The sequence below is a fragment of the Leptospira interrogans genome (assembly GCF_900156205.1).
Taxonomy (GTDB): Bacteria; Spirochaetota; Leptospiria; order Leptospirales; family Leptospiraceae; genus Leptospira; species Leptospira interrogans.
The window spans coordinates 225,906-247,735 of sequence record NZ_FTNA01000004.1 but is presented as its reverse complement, the minus strand read 5'-3'; the positions used below and the strand labels follow the sequence as shown (position 1 = coordinate 247,735).

Here is a 21,830-nt window from a genome sequence, read left to right as displayed (position 1 = left end):
TTGTTTTGATCGATCCTATTATTGATTCAAAAAAATTCGAGGAACTATTTCAGTTTCTAATTTCTAAAGAAGAATCCGGAACTAGACTTGATCATTTTCTTTCTAAAAAATTCACTTATCATTCTAGAACGACTTGGCAAAAAGAAATTACCGAAGGAAGAATTCTGATTTCTAGTAAAACGGTCAAACCGGGAGTTTCTCTTAAAGAAGGGGATTTAATTTCTTATCATCCGATCCAAAAGGAAGAACCTCCGGTTCGAAATGATTATAAAATTCTTTATGAAGATGAATTTTTTGTAGCGGTTGATAAACCAGGTGATCTTCCGATTCATCCCGCTGGAATTTATCGAAAGGGAAATCTTCTGACTTTTCTAAAAGAATCCGGAAAGTTTAAAGATTTATTTACGGTGCACCGATTGGACAGGGAAACTTCGGGGGTGATTTTGTTCGCTAAAAATTCGGAGATTGCTTCTATTTTATCTAAATCATTTAGTTTAGGAAATATTCAAAAATATTATATTACAAAAGTACATGGAAATTTTCCAAAAAGAAAATCGGCGTATGGTATTTTAAAACCAGACCTTTCTTCTAAAATTAGAAAGAAAAGAACATTTGTTCCTTTAAAATTTAATTTTTTAAAAAGAAATAAAAAATACTTATTCGAAAATTCTCTCATCGAAAAACAGGAGGAAATTTCTTTGACTTATTTTCAAAAAATTGAATATGATAAAGGGAGGGAATCAAAATTCAAATTTTCTAAAATAGAATTTCAATTCAAAAATGTGAATAATGAAAAAATAAAATCGGTTTTTTTAGACCAGGAGAAGGATTGTTATTCTTTTTTATTATGTAAGCCGATTACTGGGCGTATGCATCAGATTCGAGCCACTTTGTTTAGTTTAGGTTTTCCTCTATTTGGAGATAAACTCTATGGAAAAGACGAGAAAGTTTTTTTAGAATTTATAGAAGGAAAAAATCCAGATCTGACCACTCGGTTGGGAATGAAAAGACAAGCTTTGCATTCGTATGCAGTTTGTTTGAATCACCCGGTCACAAATCAAAAGATGAAAATTACGGCTCCTATTCCGGAGGATTTTTTGTGAATCCAGGATTATTCGAATCTTTTATTCCTGTGATTGTACTCGTGATGGGGCTCGGTTATGCGGGAGTTGTGTTTGGAAATGGAACCGTGGACGGCCCCGCACAAATGCTTTTGATTCTTTCCGGAACGGTTGCGAGTTTACTCGGAATTCGTCTTGGGGTTAAATGGGACGTTCTAGAAGAAAGAATTTTAGAATCATTGAAAAACGTATTAAAACCTGTGCTCATTCTTCTATTGATTGGATCTCTGATAGGAGTTTGGATTTGGTCTGGAATCGTACCTTCTATGATTGTGTGGGGATTAAAAATTTTAAAACCTTCTTTCTTTTTAGTAACCGCTTGTGTTCTATCTTCCGTTGTTTCTTTAATTACTGGAAGTTCTTGGTCTACGGCGGGAACCGTAGGAGTTGCGCTGATGGGGATAGGAACCACGTTAGGCGTTCCTTCTGGGATCGCCGCAGGAGCCATCGTATCGGGGGCGTATTTTGGAGATAAACTTTCTCCATTTTCGGAGACGACCAATCTGGCTTCTTCGATCGCTGGAACTCCACTTTTTACACATATTCAACATATGTTATATACTACGATTCCTGCTTTTTGTATTGCGATTGTGTTTTTTACTTGGACCGGTTTAGATTATTCTGGTTCTGAAAGTGGGGATCAAAAGGTAAACGAGGTGATCGGTTTGCTCGAAAAATCTTTTCGAATTCATCCCGCTTTGATAATCCCTCCTATTTTGACCTTTGTAATGATTTATTTTAAAATTCCAGCTATACCTTCAATTCTTGCAGGAATTCTTTCCGGAGTGGTATCCGGAGTTTTTTTACAACATTCCGAATTAGATTTTCCGGAAATTTACAAACAGATTTTAAATGCTGCTTCTAAAGGAAATTCGATTAAGAGTCAAAGTCCTCTTACGGATGCTTTACTTTCGAGAGGAGGAATGGCTTCTATGCTTCCTACGGTTTGGTTGATTTTTTCGGCAATGTTTTTTGCGGGAGCGATGGAAGGGGCCGGCTTGATTCAGGAAATTACCAAAGGAATATTAAAATATGCGAATACAGATCGATCTCTTTTAACGGGAACTATTTTTACTAGCATTTCCGCAAATCTAATTTCTTCCGATCAATATCTTTCGATATTGGTTCCGGGAAAGATGTTTAAAAAATCTTACGAAGAGCATGGTCTTGATCCTAAAAATCTTTCCAGGGCCTTGGAGGATTCAGGTACGATGACTTCTGCTTTGGTCCCTTGGAATACATGTGGTTCTTTTATGGCTGCAGCACTTGGAGTTCCTGTGGTTGTATTCCTTCCGTATGCGATTTTAAATTTATGTAGTCCTATTATTTCTCTTGTCTGCGCTTGGACTGGATGGACGATTCGAAAAAAAAGGATTGGCACGTAGAATTAAAATTTAAGAATATTATTAATTTTTGATGTTTTTTTTGAGCGACTCAAACAAGCAGAATCACTCTTTGAAAGACTGTAATGAAACGTAGTATTAGATTTTATTTTTTTGTAAAGGCTCATTTTATGAGGTATGTTTAAAACACGTTAAAATAATATTGAATTTCTATTTACAAATAATCTAAATTTTAAAATGACAAAAAAAAATCCTCTTTTCTTACTTCTCATAACGATTGTAGTTCTTGGATTTATCTTTCCGCAAAATATTTCGATGCCGGTGGAAGGCGCAAATCGTTCTAGTTATCATCCTCAATCTTTTTGGTTTTATCCGTGGGGGCGATCTGGGACTCATAAAGGTGTGGATATTTTTGCAAAACAAGGAAAGAAAATTTTTTCTGCAACCCCAGGTTTAGTTGTTTTTTGTGGTGAGATTTCAATGGGTGGAAATGTAATTCTAATTCTCGGTCCTAAATGGAGATTTCATTATTATGCACATCTAAAGGAAATTAAAATTTCAACTTGGTCTTGGATCAATCGAGAGGAAGTAATTGGGATCGTTGGTAATACTGGAAACGCAATTGGTAAACCATTACATTTACATTATTCGATCATTACTCCTTTGCCTTATGTCTGGCTTGTGGATCAGGATCGGGAGGGATGGAAAAAAATGTTTTACCTAAATCCGATTTCGTATTTTATAAATTCAAATCTATAAAATAGAGTTGTTGAAAATTAATTCTTCATCTTGTTTCTATTTCATGAAATGGTCGATTGAAGTAGTTTTGCTAATCGCCGCTGTGAAATTTTCCAACAAGTCTAATAAATTTTTAATTTGATTGTGGCTACAAATAGCAATTTCATGCGGAAATTTGAATGTATGATTATCATTTGAGAGTTTTAGAGAGATTTCTAAAGAATCTTAAAGGAAATGATTTTTGTAGTTTTTACAAATTGTTTCGTTTTTCACTTCAATCTTTTTTGTATGTTATGTCGAACTCACGTTATATAGATTCTTATTATTTTTTAGATTCAATTTCAATAGTAGTTTTTGCATTTATAAGACTCAACGAGCGTTTTTCTATGGATCGTTTGGTTAGTTTTAGGTAGGTTCTAAATAAAAATTTTTGCAAATCTAAAGGATTTTAAAATTTGAGTAAAATAAAAATTAAGAATCGATCTACCAATTTTATTTTGTTTGTTGTAGGATCTCGACAGCCGTTTTTATCCGTAAAAGATGAAAAATTAGATCCGGTTACGCAGATAAAAATTCTACTTTAAAGAGGGGTATTTTTTGCGATTTTTTCCGTGAAAAAAATCGGGTAGGCCGATATTGGAAGATAGAGAACACCATGCTTTCTAAAATTCAAACCATACTAATCGTAATTATATTAGTTTTCGGGGAACTGCTTTGGGCGGTTTCGCCGGATCAGATCAACTTAGGAATTTTGATTGGGGAGAATAAAACCAATCTTAAATTCATCAATATATGTGTGAGTAACCTGGCTCCAATTTTGGAGCCCACAAATTCGGATACAAGCCCGCCTAATAACACTAAGGTGGAGGCGGGTAATACAACTACTGAAGTTGGGGACAAAGTAGAGTTATTTAAAAAATTAGGTGCACTTCCTTCTTACATTAGTTTGAAAAAGGCAAATCAATTTGATTTTAATGGAAATATGTTGTATTTTCAGAGTAATTATAGCCTTTCCTTTAAAAATTTAAGAGGGGCGCAAGGGGAGATGAAAGATCTTTATCAGGCGACTCACGAACAATATCTTCAAAATTCTAGAATACTTTTGGAATATGCTTCTCCTTTAATTGTAAGAAGTAATGATAAGATTGCACAACATCTACTTCGTTTAGGCTTTAGGGATCTGAAAAGTTCTGAAGATCATTTTACAATCGCATATAACTCCGCTCCTTATCAATTTCGTTATAAACTTCTTTTACACGGGGAAGGTATCAAAATTGCAAGAAGAGCCAGAAAATTTGCTCTTTTAGCTATGATCGCATCAAAAACTCCAACCGAGGATAAACCGGAATATCAATTTGTAAATTTAGATGATATGAGAGCTGCAGTAGAAAAGGAAACTATCACCGATTACGAAAAGGTGAGAAATACTTTGATCAATTATATTGATAATGATTTGCTCCAAAGAAAAATCGTACCACCCGGAGAAGCCAAAGATAAACCGATCGATATTCTTGAAATACACGACGACAATTACGGTATTATCACTTCGGGAAGAATTTCTATGATGGATATGAGCAACGAAGAAATTAAAACAAGTGATGCGATTCAAAAAGAAACGTTACCGCCAATTCCTACAAAAACACAAAATTAAGTATATTCTAAAATACGAATAGGATTAGAATGTTTTTAAAAAAAGTAAGATTTGTTTTCTCTTTGTTATTTGTATTGGTATTATTACAGAGTCACTTGAATGCTGGTACTCTTTCATTTCGAGAAAAGAAAAAATCGATCGAAAAAAAGATTCGGATTTTAGAAGAATCTAGAAAATTGATTCCATTTCAAAACCAGGAAGAAAACTGGAATAGACTAACTTCTCTAAAAAATCGTTTTCAAAATTCGGTGTATTCTGAATCTCTTCGGGAAAAAGAAAAGTCTATGTTACTTTTAGAAAGAGCACTTTTTAGAACTGCTTCCGATTTTACTTTAGAAGGAAAGGTTTCGGCTAAGAATTTGATTCGACTTTATTCGGATGAATTTTCGGAAAAGGAACAAAGTCAGGAAGTTTCAATGACTACATTTCAGAAGGAAAGAGCAGCTACTTACTTTCGAATGGCAAAAGAAGAGTTGGATCAAGCTGAAAAGTTTGATCGGGATGGAAATAATTTTTACGCTCTGATTCTATATGGAAGATCTATTCAATATTCTTTAAGTGCTTTTCAAACTATGAATTTTGAAATTCCAAACCAGTATATTAGGGTTTTCAAAAAGAAACCTATAAAGGCTTTATAATAAAACTTTACGGTATTCTATTTTGTAAAAATTAATAAAAGTTAATTTTTCCGTAAAAAACGTGGGAACTCCTACAAATCGTAAATTTACAGATAGATCTTGAAAAACGTGGGAACTCCCACAAATCGTAAATTTCAGTTAGATCTTGAAAGTGTGGGAACTCACACAAATCGTAAATTTACAGTTAGATCTTGAAAAACGTGGGAACTCACACAAATCGTAAATTTACAGTTAGATCTTGAAAGTGTGGGAACTCCCACAAATCGTAAATTTACAGTTAGGTCTTGAAAGTGTGGGAACTCCCACAAATCGTAAATTTCAGTTTGGTTTTTTAAGTGTGGGAACTACTACTCTTTAAATGCCTAGAGATATTATAGTAATGTGAATTTTATGTAAAAAAAAATTGTGAAAAGTTTTTTCTGAAAATAAGAGTTCCCACAGATTTAGGTGCTTTTTGAAACATTTGCTTTTTATGATTGGATTCCGTATTTAAAGATCCTGCTTAAGTTTTTTAAATTAATATGAGCTCGGTGTAAGAAAACAAGAAAGAATTTTCTAAAAGTAGTAGTTCCTACAATTTTGGAATTTGTTCGTAAAATCGTGATTTGCGGGAGTTCTCACATTTTACTGATCTCTAGAAAATTGAGTACCGTTAATATTATCACAAAACGCTGATTCTATGTAAAATATTAGGTATCTTATTATATAGTTATGAGTAGGAATCGATCTGTAAAGTTCAGATCCTAATTTTTTTCAGAAAAATAAATTATAGGTTTTTTACAACTAACTCGCGTTAAATCACTTGTTTTAAGACGAATATTTGTTGATTGATTTAGATCTTATGAAATTGAAAAACGTGTTTTAAAAATGGATCCACGTTTGTAAAACTAAAGTCATCTTATCCCCTAATGTAACGATTGAGTTTGAATCCAAATCACCCAGTGGGACTTCAATGAAATTCGGGATATTAGAGTTATTTCTGTAATCAAAAGCGTAGCAAAATTCTCCGCCGTCGGTACCTATCGATACAATCTCTGGAATGTATTTTTTGATTTGATAATCTTCATTAAGTTGAACCAACTCTTCAATTTTCCATAAAGATAAATAACGGTTTCCAACTTTACCTTCTCCACCGTTGGACCATAACAATATTTGTTTATAATCTTCAGGAAAAGTAACTTTGAAAATCGATTCGATTTTTTGGATCGTATTTAGGTTTGTACCAGGCTGAATAGTCCATACGTTTTTAAATATATTCGTGATATTCATTTTAAGATTTTCGAATGTAAAAATCAGCTTGAGCCTAAGATTGATAGTTTCTCTAAATTCATTGAGTTTATTTTTTCTCTAATTGAATTGAGACCAATGTTTTTACAACCTACAATTTCGAGTTTACGTAAGGAAGAAAGTTTTAATATAACCTCTGGATTTGTGATTTGATTACAGTATTGAATGGATAGTTCTTCTAATTTGGAAAGGAATTGAATTTCAGATAAATCAGAAAGTCGAGGCAAATTAGTTATATTTAATATTTTTAATGTATTTAGGTTTGTTATTCCAAAAAGAGATTCAATTCTGCCGATGGCTATTCCTAGTTGATTTAAACCTATGAGAGATATTTTTTCGAAGATTTCATTTTTATTTACATTTGTTAAACCCAGACTATTTAAACGATACTTTTGAATTACGTTTAACATAGTAGCGTTTTTATCCAATTTAAGTACTAGATTTTTGAGTCCGTTCAAATTTGAATGAGTAAAACGTAATACAAAACCTTCTGTTTTTAAAGTGTCTATGTTCGGGAGATTTAAATTTGAGTGCCATGTGCATTGACCGTTTCCCGTAATACATAGGGTTTTAAGAGAAGAGGGAAGTAATTTGTTTTCTAGTTTGAGAATAAACTTACGCGGGACTTCTAATTCGATTAGATTTGAAAAAGTATGGATATATTCCGGAATTTCAAGGATTGTATCGTCTAACGAAAGAATACGAAGTAGAGTGATTTGTTTTTTGTTTATCTTTTCCGAAATTTGATTCCATGAAATTACATGTGGATCTTCTAGGAAAAAAGGCATAGTTTTTTGCCAGGCCGACTTCTGTTTTTCGTCGACCATGACCCATGTGTTATTTGACATTTATTTTTTCCGTTTGGAAAATCGTTTCGTCATTATTTTAAAAATGGATTCTAGAAACTAAACTCCGATCAATAAACGCTACATCCAAAAAAGCCATTGGCAAGTCCGGAACTGGTAATTGCGCCTGCAGCGGTTGCAGTAGTATTTGTTAATAAACCGGTTCCAGCCGTTGAAGAATGGAAAATAAAAATATTATCAGAACTTCCCCCGACAAATAAGTCTGGAAATCCGTCTCCGTTGATGTCTCCGCCGGAAATAGGAGTTTTAGGTGCATTTGCGGAAACCCCGATTCCTGCAAATGCACTCGTGATTTGTGTAGTTGCATTACCAGTGGTTAGAAATCCACCGATAGCTCCTGCACCTGGCATATGGAAAACGAATACCCTATTGGGAATTACAGTTGTAGAAATTAGATCTATTCTTCCATCCAGGTTTAGATCCTGTGCAGTCAAAGAAACTCCGAATGCGTTCGTGCCTCCGGTTCCATTGATCATAAGCGGAGCATTTCCAATCGTAGATGTATTTATACCTGCACCTCCTGCAGATGTAAATACGGAAACTCTTCCAAATCCGACTCCTAAATTAGGGCTTCCAATTGCAAGATCGGAATTACCGTCTCCGTTAAAATCGGCTGCAAATAAACTGATACCAAATTCCCCTGCATTTCCAGCGCTATCATTGGTAAGAGTTGTGATTACTCCTCCCAATCCACCAGCCGCCCCGTGATGTATATAAACTTTACCTTGGTTTACTACAAATCCTCCACCTACGCCAGCGCCATAACCAGGTGCTCCAATTGCAAGATCTGCAAAATTATCTCCGTTCATATTTCCAGTGCTCAACGAATATCCGAAACGATCAGTTGCGTTTTCACCTGTGAGTGTAGAATTTGCAGCAGCTGAATTTATTTGTGTAACTCCAGCGGCTCCAGCGGAATGAAATACATAGACTCTACCCTGAGAACCATTAAAAACGGGTTCTCCTGATGCTAGGTCTGCGTAGCCGTCTCCGTTTAAATCACCTGTAACAATACTATCTCCAAATCTAGCTCCCGCATTGGCTCCACTGATCGTTTTAGTGGCAAAACCGGAAAAGGAAATATTGACCCCAGCGTTTCCGGAAGAATGAAATATATAAACCCTACCTTGGGCACCGTTCCAACCAGGAGCACCAGAGATTACGTCTGCAAATCCATCTCCGTTTAAATCTCCCATAGAAACAGTTCTTCCAAATTCTTCCGCCGCGACTCCTACAATGATCTTACTTGCGGATTGTGCGTTTGTAATTGTCATTCCAGCGTTCCCGGAAGAATGAAAAATATAAAGTAAACCCTGTCCGTATTCTGCAGATACAAGATCAACGTATCCGTCTCCGTTTATATCTTTATTATTTCCTTTTCGAACCGAAATGGCTGCTGTAGTTGTAAGGTTATTGGCTAAGTCCTTAGCTCTTGCAATGATCGTATGTTGAGAGTTTTGCTTCCAAGTATTTATATCCGAAGGAAGTTTAAATTTCCAAGGATTGGTTCCGGTTGCGGGCACAAAAGCGCCATTGTCCAAAGAAACTTCTACAGAAGTAATTGTGCCTGCATCTGTTGCCGTTCCAATTACGAAACCACTTTCTACGATAGAATTATTTCTAAGATTTTGGATCGTAACGACAGGAGGAGTCACATCTGGAGCGGCTCCGGTTGTAAAACTCCAACCAAACGCAGCACCGATTGGATTTCCTACAATATCATTTACTGTTAGGATTGTTGCTGTATAATTTGTACCGGCATTTAGAGGGGTTAAAGCGCTAGGAATAAAAGTAGCAGAGGATCCTGAACAGTTCACAGTACCATTGATTCCGTTATTAACCGTAAAATTCAAGGTGGAACAATTGATGGTTTCATTAAATGCAACTGTAATGTTTGCATTTGTTGCGACACCTACTGCTCCCGAGAGAGGGCTTACAAGAGAAACTTGAGGAGGAACTAGGTCTGGTGCCACTCCTGTTGTAAAAGACCAAGCGTAATTTCCTCCGTTTAGTGCATTATTATTACTGTCCGTAACCGTATTTAAAATCGTTACTGTGTAGGTTGTATTAAAGGCAAGTGGAGGGATTGTCGGGGCAAAAGAGACAGTATTTCCGTTACAATTGATATTGATTGGAATCACAGTACCCGGAGTTGTAGGATCATCGTCCAGGGTGATTCCTCCTAAAATACTTCCACAATTCATGGCTTCACTAAAAGCGATACTTACACCTCCGTTGGTCGGAACGCCTATCGCAGCGTTTGCGGGAGTAACGACGGCAACACTGGGAGGAGTTAGATCGGGTCCTGGGCCTGTAGTAAAGTTCCAATTTATTGGAATGAGAGGATTATTAAAAGTATCTAATGCACCCTGATCGATTTCTACTGTGTAAGTAGTATTAAAGGCAAGCGGATTTACAGGATCTGGGGTCCAGGTAGCGGAAGTTCCAAAACAATTTACACTTCCTATAAGATAAACCCCGGTTGCCTGCCTCTTTAATCGAAAGGATGCGGAGGTCACGGAAGCGCAAGACATAGGTTCGCTAAAAACTACCATAGGGTTGGCATTGGTCCCTACGCCGTTTGCGTTGGCGGAGGGTACAGTAAATGTAACCGTGGGTTGAGTCTGATCGACTGCAGCAGCCGTCGTAAAACTCCAGGTAGAAGGTGTAAGTGGATTGTTTTGCAAATCCGTAATCGCATTTGAGACGGTAACCGTATAATTCGTATTTGGTGTCAAATTGCCTAAAGGAGTAAAGGATGCGGTTGTGCCTGTACAACCCGGATTCCCGTTTACGCTTCCAGGAATAAGTATATTATCATCTAAGACAATACTTCCGATGATCGTAGCACAATTGATAGGTTCACTAAAGGCAATACTGATTGTTTCGTTGATAGGAACGTTTTGTGCATTGGGAGTGGGATTTACAAAGGAGACGGTTGGAACCGTTAAATCGGGGGCAACTCCGGTTGTAAAAGTCCAGTTATATGCGTTTACAAGAGGATTATTAGCAAGATCTTTTGCTGTAGAAAGAATATCCACACGATAAACAGTATTAAAAGCAAGAGGATTATTAGGGGTAAGGGTGGCAACGGATCCTAAACAAACTACATTACTAGGTTCTAATACATTGGTAACATTATTTTTTAATGTAAAATTTACAATGTTGATGGAAGTGCAATTCATTGTTTCAGTAAACGCAATTTGAACGGAAGTATTATTAGGAACTAAATTGGCACCTATGGTAGGGGTTCTTAAAGATACGTCTGGCGCGACTAAATCAACAATCGTGTTGGTGGTAAAGCTCCAAGTATAGTCTTCTGAAAGAGAGGAGCCGTCCATTGATTTTATGTCTTTGGAAATGCTAACGGAATATACAGTTGATGCAGCCAAGGAAGACGTTGGATTGAATAAAAGAGTTTTTTCTGTAGAAGTGAAATTTCCCGGAATGATCGTATTTCCTTGTGTTAGTTGGATCGATTGAGATTGGATACTAGAAGAATCCAATTTTTGACTAAAACCAACTTGGATGGATGTGTTCAAAGAAACTCCGGTGACGTTGGGTCCAGGAGAAATTTGCGAAACGTTAAATGAAGAATCTGCACTACGATTGCTAAAATCTAAATATGCAAAAAATGGCATTGAATTTCCTTTTCCTTGGACGCAACCGATGCCCCCAAAAATCAAAATGGAAAAAGAAATAAAAGTTTTTATATATGAAATCACTAAAAAAGGCTCCAACAACTATAAAAAGAGTTGCCTCGAAATTAATTTTAGAAAAAGAATTTTTCACTTGGTTGAGAATTCAATTTTTTTCGCCTAAAAGATGTAAAAATATTGACATATTTTTTTTCTAAAAACTGGTTATGTTATAACTTGATGTCTGCTTTCTAATTAGGTCGGTTTCGAATTTTTATGGGATCGTATAAAGACAGATATAAAATTTAAACTCGAAATCAACTTTATAGTGATTCCGTATAAAGCTTTATGACTAATTTTGATAGACTTGAAAGACTAAAAGGTTGTAGGGTTCTTATTGATTTTTAAAATAGATGTCTGAGTCATTTTTGGGAACCTATTTTTGACATATTTTTTAATGTCAAATCAATGGATTTTGAGTGAGGCCCTCATACAACGATTCTTGAATATTTTTCTTAAATTCCAATTAAGTTAGTTGTGGATATCATTTTATGGCTGTTAGGTGAACGAATTTAAAAAGGAACTAAAGGTATGATCTTGGATTTTACAATAGTAGAGTTGTTGAATAATTAATTCTCCATCTTGTTTCTATTTTATGAAATGGTCGATTGAAGCAGTTTTGTTAACCATCGCTATGGAATTTTTCAACAACTCTAATATATATATTCTCGAAGAAATTTCTATTACTGATCTCTATAAAATTGAGTGCCATTAATTTTATCACAAAACGCTGGTTCCATACAAAGTATTAGGTACTTTATTATATAGTTATGAATAGTAGAGTCTATTTATTAAGTAATAAATTTTATTTTTTTATAAAAGAATCAAACTTTGGTATAGAGAACTTCTATTTTCAGAAGAGAAAATGCTTTTCTAATTTTTATAAATCAGACTCACATTAAATTATGAATCGGATTTTTAGAAACTGGAACTGGATTGGTTTATGGATTCTGATCTGGAGTTTATTTCCGATTTTTGGAGAAGGACTTAGAAATTTACCCGAGGCTCGAATTCCTTTAGATGAAGGAAAGAAATTAGAACCTAGTGAACTTGCAGAAAAAAAGGAAGGTTGGTATGTAACAGCAATTCCGTTATTGAGTTCGGATCCTGTAAGGGGGCAAGGAGGTGGTATTCGCGCGAGTTTATTTTTTAACGGAAAAAAAACAGATTTATATTATGAATATGAAGCGTATCGAAGTAAACTTACACTTCAATTGTTTCAAACTAATCAGGGAGTTAAAAATCATTTTATACAGTTTGATTCTCCTTATATATTAAATACTGCGTTTCGATGGAAAAGTAGTCTTAGCTTGGATTACAATCCTAATTCTCAGTATTTTGGAATTGGAGAATCTTCTCTTCAATCTCTTTCTTATAGTCCTAGAAATTTATCTGGGATCGGTCGTGTAGGGAATGCAAATTTTGACGCTTACGAAACTTCTCAGTCATACATCCGTCCTTCTCGTACTGGTTCGGAAATTACTCCAACGGTCAGTGATCAGGGTTATAACCAGTATCTGTTCAATTCTACTACTTTCTTTAATGGAATCGATTATACTTTTTGGAAGGCTTGGAAATGGGTGGTTGCAAATGAAATTTCCAGAAATATAATTGGTCACTCGGATGGAGTTTGGCATCCTTCCAAAGATCCATATTTTGCCGGAAGTATCTGGGAAACACCGGTTCCAAATGGAGAATCAAAGTTGACCGAAGATTATAGAGCCGGAAAAATCCGAGGATACAACGGAGGAGATATAGTTTATTTTAGAGCAGGTATTGCTTATGACACCCGGGATTTTGAGCCAGACCCGGATCGAGGTATATTAGCAGAATTAAATGTAGCAAACGTTTCTAAACGCACCGGTTCTGATTTTAATTACAATAAGATTTTTTTTCAGACAAAATATTTTTATAAGATTCTACCAGATGTTTTTGAAGAATTGGTGTTTGCTACAAGGGTCGCGTTAGGTTACACATCTTCTGGTGCTCCTTTTTCTGAAGTAAGATATATGTGGAGTTTGGACGGACCTATGACTGGAATTGGTGGTCTTCAAACGATGAGAGGTTATCGCCAAGATCGTTTTGTCGCTCCTGTGGTTGGTTTTGGAAGTGCGGAGTTTCGCTGGAGATTTGCTACATTCAAAATTTTTGATGAACTTTTTACTTTGAGTTTAGTTCCATTTGTTGACGTAGGTAGAGTCTGGGATTCTGAAAAAAGAATTAATTTACAAGGTTATAAACATTCTTGGGGAAGTGGATTTAGAATCATCTGGAATCAAGCTACTGTAATTTTGATAGATTTTGCTAAATCCAAAGAGGATTCTCAGATGTTTGTAGATTTTAGTCACGCGTTTTGAAAATTAAGAAAATCTTATTGAACTTGAAGTTTGGTTGAGTAAATTTTTTTTTACTACTCAGATGTATTAAAAAAATACTATGCTGTGCTTGTTTCAAAACTTAGAATGTGAAATCCTTTCCAAAAAAACAACAATTCTAGGTTTAGCGTAATTTTGCGAAGGTTTTGTTTTCTATCTCTTTAAAAAAATTCCCGTTAATTTTTGATACCATTTTCATACGTGCGAATAGTAAAATGCGTTTTTCAACTTTACAAGCTCTAAATCAATTAGCGATTGTTCTTCTGAAAACAAGTGTTTTAACATGAGTTAGTCGTAAAAAAATCTTGGCGAACAAAAAACTTAATATTGCTTTCATGTTTGCAACATAAATTAATTTCTCATTGGTTACACAAAACCAAGTTAAAATAACGTGAGTTCGGTGTAAGAAAAACTAAGAAGAATTTTCTAAAAGTAATAGTTCCTACATTCATTTATAGAAATGATTGATCTTAATTTTTAAAGACTAAAAACAGTGGAGTTCCCACAGATTAAGTCGCATAATAAATTGTTAATGCCATTTTTCGTTGTGCTAAATTGTCTACGTTCGAGTGAGTTTTCCGAATTGATTCGAACAACCTCTATACTTTTCTTTCCGAAATCGACTCCTATAACTTGACTTCTTGACTTTCCATTTCTTTTCTCCTAAAATGACAGAAGCAGAAGGGCTTAACAAAGTCGGGTAATAGCACCAGCACTTCTATACTCGGTCGACTTTGTTAAGTTACCACACATTGGTTTGCGGTGGCCGATTTTAGATTCATCTACGGGATCGCGTTCTATATTGAAACTAAAGACGATTATTATATAATATTTCCTGAATGCAATTGATTTACCAGAGTAGGTAAGCCGGTTCGCCCAGATTTTTTTTACGTCGAATTCACATTGCGTTATTTAGATGTTTTGAAATGAAACCTTTTTGAATCTTTGAAAAAAGTGAATTGTTTTTTAGATAGAATCCATTTTGAACGATTTTCTAAATCGAATATAAAAAGGATCGTAACCCATTGCTTTCCAAAATGAAACCGCATTTTCGTTTTCTACTATGGCTCTAAGTTCTATACTTTTGAACTCTTGGTCTTTTGCCCAAGATTCGCACGCTAGAACCAATGGTTTCATATAACCTGATTTTTGTTTTCCTCGTTTGGTTACGGCCAGATCGATGAATAGAGTTTTCTGTTCTTCTAAATAAGGTTTATCTTCCGTCCTGGCGATTAAAAGAGAAACAAGTTCATCTCCTAAAAAACCCCCTAAAAGTAATACTTTTCCAGTGCCTTTTAATTTTAGATAAACGTCTATCATCTTTGTGCCTGCACGGGGGCGAATTTTAAATATCCCATCTAACTGTAAAGAGTTGATTAGGCGAAAGAATTGATTTACAAGTTCGATTGAGGCCTCTCTATGTTCTGGAAGTAAATTAGCGATTTGAAATTTCTTTGAATTCGTTTTAGACTTAGGCATTTGGATTTCGAGTTTAACAAGAATGGTTTTTCTAAAGATTCAATTTGTCCATAGATTTGCATCTCCTATTTTATAAATTCAACTTGGACAGTATCAAGAATCTTTCTGTGAATTCTATTTAGAACTGTCAAATAGAGTGAGTTCGTGTAAGAAAAAATTTTCTTACTACTCGGACGTATGAAAATAGTACCAAGTTATTAACAGCCGAATTTGCGAAAAAAATAGCGATACTTAAACATGATGCAAATTCGGGATTTACGACATTTTAGAGCAGAACCCAAACATTCAAATTTTTGAAACAATCTAACCCAAGTATTTTATTCATGTGTCCGAGTAGTAAAGAATCGATCTTTAAAGTCCAGATTCTAACTTTTTTCAGAATTATGGTTCTTTATGTCGATTCACGTTAAAATAAAATACCCAAAAAGTCCGCTTCTAAACTGGGCTTGTCTGTAAAATTTATGATACGTTGATCTCTATTGATTCTTACAAAGTGGAGTATCGTAAATTTTTATGCAAAAACTCTACTTTAAAGTGAGTCGGCATAAGATGCTTGTGCACTTAACGATATAGTTCTGAATAAAAGAAATCTTTATTTTTTAGGTTGTATTTTTAACTCTTTTTTAAAGATGTTTCCAATTGAATGAGAAGTGATTTTACTGTGATAAAAACGATCCGAAAAAAAATTTTAGGACTTTATCTAATTGTACAAAGTCTAGTTTTTACTTTTGTACTTTGTTCAGAAAATAAATTAGAAATTCCTAAAATTTTTGAATCTTCTCGAGAAGAACTTGGACCTGACTCCATTGATAAATTTTTTTCTGAACATAACGAATATGTTTCCGATGGTTTTGACTTTCCAGTGGGGAAACCGAATGCAAAGGGTTATATGGATAAACAACCCTTTGGAAAAAATTTTCATCTGGGTGAGGATTGGAATGCAGTTGGTAGAAACGACTACGGAGATCCGGTTTATGCGGTCTCACATGGAATCGTGAAATTTGTAGGTGACGAAGGTCCTGGTTGGGGAACCGTGATTATGATAACTCATCTGCTTCCCAACGGAAAACGAATCAATTCTCTTTATGCACATCTTTCTAAGATAAACGTTTCTAAAGGAGATCAAATCCGAAAAGGCAAAATGATCGGTAGAATCGGTGACGCCAATGGTCGTTACGGACCACATCTTCACTTCGAAATGCGAGATGATTTTTTTCTTCCGACCGGACCTGGTTATAGTAGAGATCCTTCTGGTTATCTCAATCCAAAAGTATTCATTCGTAAGAATCGAAAATTGAAGTGATCGATAAACATTTCTTTTTCTGTATCAAAGAGCTTTTTGTGAAATGTTTTTCACAAAGCCAGAAACGGTTTCAAAGTGCCTTACATTTTTTCCAGTGTTTTCATAAAACTTTAGAAATGTGGGAACTCCTAAAATAGTTTTACTGTAAAATCGTGATTTGTAATAGTTCCTACATTTTTAAATTAAGAACTTGTTGTCCTAAGACCTCAAAGAATTTTACGAGATAATTCTTTAAACATTTTTAATAAAATGCAGTAGTTCCTACAAATTAGGTCGCATTTGACAGTTTACGAACTTTCAAGTAGTTCTAATGTCGTTAAATTTGCGTAATAGTTCCCACATTGGACGATTTTGGGACCAGCTCTAAAAAGAAACCGAGTTCGATTGAGAAAGAATTTTCTAAAAGTATGAAGTCCCTACAATTTTAGAATTAGTTCGTAAAATCGTGGTTTGTGGTAGTTCCCACATTGGACGATTTTGGGACAAGTTCTAAAAAGAAACCGAGTTCGATTGAGAAAGAATTTTCTAAAAGTATGAGTTCCTACAATTTTAGAATTAGTTTGTAAAATCGTAGTTTGTGGTAGTTCCCACATTTTAGGAATCGATCTATAAAATTCGGGTCCCAACTTTCTTCAGAGGAATGGATCATGATCGAACTCACATTAAAATAAGAATTTAAACTCAATGTTCTCGCTCCCAGGTTTGTGATAAAAATCGCTTTCCTTTGGATTTTGATTCTTGTGATAAATATCATACCAAGTGTTATAAATAAAAGGATTTCGATCGAATCTATTTCTGAGATTCTTTGAAAAATCAAATTGACAGTATATGCTTGAACCTTTTCCGTTTGGTTCTGAAATATAGAAACAGGAAATCCATGAAGAAATTTCTGATATTCGTAAGTTTTGTAATCAGTCTGTTTTTTGTAACAACCGGAGCCGTCTATGGACAACAAGAAGATTGTTCTAAGTTGGCATTTATGGACGATGTCCAACGGAAACCAAGAACGGATTTACCCTTTCCCATCTCTGAAATGAGACGTCTGAGGCCAGAAGATATTTGTAAAAAGAAAGAAGGTTGGTTTCCCACCGGTCTTCCACTTTTGAATTCTGATCCGAACGTAGGTGTTGGATATGGGGTCCGGGTATTTTTGATCAACAACGGTAAAAAGTCCGATCCGTTTTTTGAATATGCTCCGTATCGATTTAGAATGTTCGCTCAGTATTTTAATACGACTAAAAATAGACAGTATCAAGACATCAGTTTTGACGCTCCTTATATCTTTGATACCAAATGGAGACTAAGAGGAGATTTAATCTATGATACGAATCCAAATACTTTATACTATGGAATAGGAGAGAGATCCTTAGAGACTCTTTCCTACCAAGAACGCAATCAATCGGGAGGCGAAGTCGTAAGAAACGCGACTTACCACGAAAGAGAAAAGAATATTTATTTTACAAGACCTGGAGGTCCAGGGGATCCAGTCGATTTTCAAGGAACCAATTACTCTGGTTTTCCAAATAATGACGCGTTTCGGGTAACGGATCGAATGTATAACCGCTATGACATTCGTTCCCCACAAGCTAATCTCAGTGGAGAGCATATCTTTTTCGGGGGATTAGTTAGGGCGGTCGCTGGAATCCGAGTTTCTCAGAATATAATCAAAATCTTTGACGGTCAATTTGTAAAAAGTACGGATCCTTTGACAGAAGGAACGCCTTTTAGTAATTCTGGTATAACTCCTAACGGAAAAACAAAAGTAACCGAAGATGCAGAAGCTGGAAAAATCATAGGGGCTAATGGCGGTAATGTGAAGTCGGTTCGATTTGGATTGGTCTTAGATACTCGGGACTTGGAGCCAGATCCCAACCGAGGAATGTTTGTGGAAGCGACTTATGAAAAAGTCGCCAAAGCTTTTGGATCTGATTTTCAGTATTCCAAATATTTTACTCAGGTCAAATTATTCTACAGCCCGTTTCCGAAGGTATTTGATAAACTAGTCATTGCAGGTAGAGGGGCGTTTGGTTTGACCGAAGGGGACGCACCTTTTTTCGAATATAGAAATTTATGGTCTACAGAAGGTGGAATTACTGGTCTCGGAGGATTAAGAACTCTGAGAGGTTATAAACAAGATCGATTTGCTGGTAAAGCAATGGGATGGGGAAATATAGAACTTCGTTGGAAGTTTTTCGATTTTAATATAGCCGGACAACATTTTGCTCTGAACTTGGTGCCTTTTATGGATTTCGGTAGAGTTTGGGACGACGAACATAACGTGGGGCTTAAGGATTATAAATATTCCCGAGGTTTAGGATTTAGAATCGCCTGGAATCAGAGTACAATTTTGATGTTGGACTACGCGGTTTCCAAGGAAGACAAACAAGTATTTATGAACTTTAATCACATTTTCTGAGGGAATCATGAAAAAATATCAGTATATTCTAATATTCTATATCTTATTTTCTTTTTTTGTAAATTGCGAGGAGAAACCGGACGATACTACTTTAGGTTTTATTAATGAGGACGAGAAAGTATTACTTGCAGGTATGTTATTTTTTAACCCTTATTCGGTTGATACTACTTCCGGAACGATTACCGATACAACGAGTAGGTTGATGTGGAAAATTTGCACACAGGGGCAGGCTCTTAGGGTAGGACAAAACGGCCAATATGATTGTGAAGGGATTAACGATGCTTCTACAATCATAGGAAGATACGGAGCCTCTCTTTTTCAATATTGCTCTCTCAATCTAAACGACTGTAATACCATTTCTATCCCGCAGGTTTTAGTAGGACAAACTCCCGGATTTTCCGGAACAAGCGAGGCTTACGATACTTGTTCTCAGGATCGTACTGCAGGACATTCTGATTGGAGACTTCCCACCTTACCAGAGTTAAAGGCTTTGACCGCTTCCGGAAGTTTGAATTCTTTTATTTTAAAATTTCCGAACACTGTAGAAGACCATTACTGGACTTCTTGGACAAAGGAAGGAACTGTAGATACGGCTCATACAATTAGTTTTGAAGCTTCTCATTTTGGGGAAGAAATGGCTTTTGCAAAAACAAATCGAAACTTTGTCCGATGTGTTAGAAGTCTTCCCTAATCATTGGAGAATCAAAAAATTTTATGGATTTATCTAAATAGAAATAGGAGTATGTTTCATCCAAACCTCTTTGATTGATAAAAAAATTATGCGAATGTTTGTGTGAAAACTACTACGTTCACTTTAGAAAAATCTTTCAAGAATCTAAAATTGGACAAAAAGTTAAGTTGGGGAAAACTCGCCGTATTTCGTTATATTTACGGCGAGGAGATCATACTTTTAGTTGGTTTTTGTTTGTAGAAGTAAATCCTTTTCACTTGTTTTAGGAAATGCGTTTCGTATAACGGCTTTTAACTTTCTAAAATAGGATTTTAGAAAAATTTAGATCTATTTTAGAGGAATTTATCACATTACTCTGGTTATGAGAAAATTTTAAAAGGCGACTTTAGAATTTAGGAAACTTTTAAATGTTTTACCGTAAATGAAAAGATTATTAGATTGATTTTTTAGAATATACCTAAAATAGTATATTCTATTTTTTTAACGTATATTGATTTTGGTAAATAATTGTAAATTTTTGGTTCTAAATAGATGAAAAACGATAACCAGATTTTGAAACTGCAAAGATCTTCCATTCCTATTTTTTGCAAAATTAGAAAGTGGAATTTAAAAAATTTCTACAAATCCTTTTTTACAATTTTTGTAATTCCTGGATGTATTTTTATTTCTTCTTTAAAAATTTCTGCCCAAGAAAATTTTACTGGTTGTGACAAACCAGAAGCAAGAAAGGATCTTCCGTTTTCGATCGATCGGGTCAAACAGATGTGTAAAAAAGATCTGGATAATAAAAAAGAAGGTTGGTATCCTACGGGACTTCCTTTGATTAATTCCGATCCAAATGAAGGAATTGGATATGGGGTCAGAGTTTATGGCTATAACAATGGAAAAAAAAGTGATCCGTTTTTTGAATATACTCCGTATAGACTTCGTTTTTTTGCACAATATTTTAATACGACAAAAAATGCTCAATACCACCAACTCAGTTTGGACATGCCCTATGTAGCAAATACGCAGTGGAGGCTTCGCGCGGATGCTTTACTTACGATTACTCCTACTACTTTGTACTTCGGTGTAGGAGAATCCACGTTAAAACCTTTAACGTATCACGAACGAAATCAGCCAGGCGCGCCACAGGTTACGAATGGGCAGTACGGTTTACAGGAATCTACGTTTCAATATCAAAGACCGGGAGGTTCCGGAGATCCGATTGAACTTGGAGGTAGGCTTTATTCAGGAGTTTCTTCTGGCCCTGGGTTTAATGTAACAGATCGTATGTACAACCGTTATACGATTCAAACTCCTCAGTTGAATTTCAGTACAGAGCGATCTTTTTTTCACGGAACTGTAAGGCTCGTGGCTGGTTTTAGACTTTCGAATAACATTGTACATGTGAACGACGGAAAATTTGTAAAGTCGGTGGATCCAATTTTTGAAGGAACTCCTTTGAGTAATTCGGGGCAGGTTCCAAACGCTAAAACCAAACTTACCGAAGACGCGGAAGCCGGAAAAATTTTAGGCTATCACGGAGGATTTGTAAATACTGCTAAGATTGGTCTTGTGTATGATACGAGAGATTTTGAACCAGATCCAAACTCCGGTGTTTTTTTGGAAGGCACTTATGAGAAGGCCTCTAAAACGATTGCTTCCGATTTTGATTTTCAGAAGTATTTTGGACACGCAAAGTTCTTTTATAGTCCGTTTCCGAAGACGTTTGAAAAATTGGTTTTGGCTTCCAGATTCGGTTTTGGGATTTCGGATGGGAATGTTCCATTTTTTGAATATAGAAATCTTTGGGGTACGGAAAACACTGTCTCCGGTTTGGGTGGACTTAGGACGCTTAGGGGTTATAAACAGGATCGATTTGTGGGACGTGCGATGGGTTTTGGTACGTTGGAACTTCGTTGGAAATTTTGGTCATTTTCAGTTGGGGGAGAATACTTCGCGTTAAACTTAGTTCCTTTCTGGGATTTTGGCAGGGTTTGGAACGATGAACACAAGGCGGGTTTAACTGATTATAAATATTCTCAGGGTTTAGGTCTTAGAATTGCTTGGAATCAAGCGACGATCATCATGATGGACTATGCAGTTTCTAGAGAAGATAAACAACTCTTTGTCAATTTTAGTCACGCTTTCTAAGGAGACCGTTATCGTTTTCCTTTAGAAAACAATTTGGTAAAATTCGGATTTTGTAATAGTTCCCACACAATTTCAGAATTTAATAGTA

At 35.5% G+C, this 21,830-nt stretch carries 15 protein-coding genes and 1 pseudogene; 11 read left to right on the top strand and 5 right to left on the bottom strand.

All coding sequences use genetic code 11. The features are described 5' to 3' along the window. Positions 1-5 precede the first annotated feature (5 nt). The 6 genes from BW942_RS05435 to BW942_RS05410 all read left to right on the top strand — a co-directional run bounded on the left by BW942_RS05435 (position 6) and on the right by BW942_RS05410 (position 5,491). On the top strand, positions 6-1,103 hold the full coding sequence (locus BW942_RS05435) for an RluA family pseudouridine synthase (protein WP_000566815.1): 1,098 nt from the start codon (positions 6-8) through the stop codon (positions 1,101-1,103). Continuing rightward, a complete protein-coding gene (nhaC, locus tag BW942_RS05430) occupies positions 1,100-2,506 on the top strand; it encodes a Na+/H+ antiporter NhaC (protein WP_001068039.1) in 1,407 nt (468 codons plus the stop codon). The genes BW942_RS05435 and nhaC overlap by 4 nt, the downstream gene beginning before the upstream one ends. 195 nt (positions 2,507-2,701) lie before the next feature. Continuing rightward, entirely contained in the window at positions 2,702-3,223 is a 522-nt protein-coding gene (locus tag BW942_RS05425) for a M23 family metallopeptidase (protein WP_000162902.1), read from the top strand. Between the two features lie 158 nt (positions 3,224-3,381). Beyond that, entirely contained in the window at positions 3,382-3,615 is a 234-nt protein-coding gene (locus BW942_RS05420; RefSeq protein WP_000272477.1) for a hypothetical protein, read from the top strand. Positions 3,616-3,857: 242 nt separating this feature from the next. Further along, positions 3,858-4,853, top strand: a complete 996-nt coding sequence (locus BW942_RS05415) for an adhesin OmpL37 family surface protein (RefSeq protein WP_000949351.1) — start codon at positions 3,858-3,860, stop codon at positions 4,851-4,853. Positions 4,854-4,882: 29 nt separating this feature from the next. Continuing rightward, positions 4,883-5,491 (top strand): hypothetical protein, encoded by a 609-nt coding sequence (locus BW942_RS05410; protein WP_000478876.1) that lies wholly within the window; start codon positions 4,883-4,885, stop codon positions 5,489-5,491. Between the two features lie 861 nt (positions 5,492-6,352). Here the strand turns inward: BW942_RS05410 and BW942_RS05405 are convergent. The 3 genes from BW942_RS05405 to BW942_RS05395 all read right to left on the bottom strand — a co-directional run bounded on the left by BW942_RS05405 (position 6,353) and on the right by BW942_RS05395 (position 11,387). Beyond that, positions 6,353-6,760: an SMI1/KNR4 family protein gene (locus BW942_RS05405; protein ID WP_001027892.1), complete on the bottom strand. Its 408-nt coding sequence runs from the start codon at positions 6,758-6,760 to the stop codon at positions 6,353-6,355. Between the two features lie 23 nt (positions 6,761-6,783). Further along, positions 6,784-7,605 (bottom strand): hypothetical protein, encoded by an 822-nt coding sequence (locus tag BW942_RS05400; RefSeq protein ID WP_000227357.1) that lies wholly within the window; start codon positions 7,603-7,605, stop codon positions 6,784-6,786. 89 nt (positions 7,606-7,694) lie between these two features. Next, a complete protein-coding gene (locus BW942_RS05395; protein ID WP_000892827.1) occupies positions 7,695-11,387 on the bottom strand; it encodes an Ig-like domain-containing protein in 3,693 nt (1,230 codons plus the stop codon). 860 nt (positions 11,388-12,247) lie between these two features. On the opposite strand from BW942_RS05395, the gene omp85 (BW942_RS05385) reads away from it, so the two are divergent. Continuing rightward, a complete protein-coding gene (omp85, locus tag BW942_RS05385; protein WP_001079689.1) occupies positions 12,248-13,699 on the top strand; it encodes an Omp85 family outer membrane protein in 1,452 nt (483 codons plus the stop codon). A gap of 537 nt (positions 13,700-14,236) precedes the next feature. Here omp85 (BW942_RS05385) and BW942_RS21665 read toward each other — a convergent pair. Both BW942_RS21665 and BW942_RS05370 read right to left on the bottom strand, forming a co-directional pair. Continuing rightward, positions 14,237-14,370, bottom strand: a pseudogene (locus tag BW942_RS21665) (IS110 family transposase); the annotation flags it as partial. Between the two features lie 313 nt (positions 14,371-14,683). Then, entirely contained in the window at positions 14,684-15,196 is a 513-nt protein-coding gene (locus BW942_RS05370) for a GNAT family N-acetyltransferase (RefSeq protein ID WP_001126680.1), read from the bottom strand. Between the two features lie 643 nt (positions 15,197-15,839). Here BW942_RS05370 and BW942_RS05365 point away from each other — a divergent pair. The 4 genes from BW942_RS05365 (at position 15,840) to omp85 (BW942_RS05350) (ending at position 21,742) form a co-directional block, all read left to right on the top strand. Further along, positions 15,840-16,499, top strand: a complete 660-nt coding sequence (locus BW942_RS05365; RefSeq protein WP_001255725.1) for a M23 family metallopeptidase — start codon at positions 15,840-15,842, stop codon at positions 16,497-16,499. Positions 16,500-17,376: 877 nt separating this feature from the next. Further along, the gene (gene omp85, locus BW942_RS05360) at positions 17,377-18,915 is read left to right on the top strand and encodes an Omp85 family outer membrane protein (protein WP_000713980.1); all 1,539 of its coding nucleotides are present in this window, start codon (positions 17,377-17,379) and stop codon (positions 18,913-18,915) included. A 7-nt stretch (positions 18,916-18,922) separates the two neighbouring features. Continuing rightward, a complete protein-coding gene (lsa25, locus tag BW942_RS05355; protein ID WP_000760764.1) occupies positions 18,923-19,606 on the top strand; it encodes a surface adhesin Lsa25 in 684 nt (227 codons plus the stop codon). A 531-nt stretch (positions 19,607-20,137) separates the two neighbouring features. Further along, the gene (omp85, locus tag BW942_RS05350; protein ID WP_000786858.1) at positions 20,138-21,742 is read left to right on the top strand and encodes an Omp85 family outer membrane protein; all 1,605 of its coding nucleotides are present in this window, start codon (positions 20,138-20,140) and stop codon (positions 21,740-21,742) included. Positions 21,743-21,830 lie beyond the last annotated feature (88 nt).

What these genes read in the sequence shown, in the direction of transcription:
- BW942_RS05425 (WP_000162902.1), top strand. Translation starts at nt 2,702, where the DNA reads ATGACAAAAAAAAATCCTCTTTTCTTACTTCTCATAACGATTGTAGTT.
- BW942_RS05420 (WP_000272477.1), top strand. Translation starts at nt 3,382, where the DNA reads ATGTATGATTATCATTTGAGAGTTTTAGAGAGATTTCTAAAGAATCTT.
- BW942_RS05415 (WP_000949351.1), top strand. Translation starts at nt 3,858, where the DNA reads ATGCTTTCTAAAATTCAAACCATACTAATCGTAATTATATTAGTTTTC.
- BW942_RS05410 (WP_000478876.1), top strand. Translation starts at nt 4,883, where the DNA reads ATGTTTTTAAAAAAAGTAAGATTTGTTTTCTCTTTGTTATTTGTATTG.
- BW942_RS05405 (WP_001027892.1), bottom strand. Translation starts at nt 6,760, where the DNA reads ATGAATATCACGAATATATTTAAAAACGTATGGACTATTCAGCCTGGT.
- BW942_RS05400 (WP_000227357.1), bottom strand. Translation starts at nt 7,605, where the DNA reads ATGGTCGACGAAAAACAGAAGTCGGCCTGGCAAAAAACTATGCCTTTT.
- omp85 (WP_001079689.1), top strand. Translation starts at nt 12,248, where the DNA reads ATGAATCGGATTTTTAGAAACTGGAACTGGATTGGTTTATGGATTCTG.
- BW942_RS05370 (WP_001126680.1), bottom strand. Translation starts at nt 15,196, where the DNA reads ATGCCTAAGTCTAAAACGAATTCAAAGAAATTTCAAATCGCTAATTTA.
- BW942_RS05365 (WP_001255725.1), top strand. Translation starts at nt 15,840, where the DNA reads ATGAGAAGTGATTTTACTGTGATAAAAACGATCCGAAAAAAAATTTTA.
- omp85 (WP_000713980.1), top strand. Translation starts at nt 17,377, where the DNA reads ATGAAGAAATTTCTGATATTCGTAAGTTTTGTAATCAGTCTGTTTTTT.
- lsa25 (WP_000760764.1), top strand. Translation starts at nt 18,923, where the DNA reads ATGAAAAAATATCAGTATATTCTAATATTCTATATCTTATTTTCTTTT.
- omp85 (WP_000786858.1), top strand. Translation starts at nt 20,138, where the DNA reads ATGAAAAACGATAACCAGATTTTGAAACTGCAAAGATCTTCCATTCCT.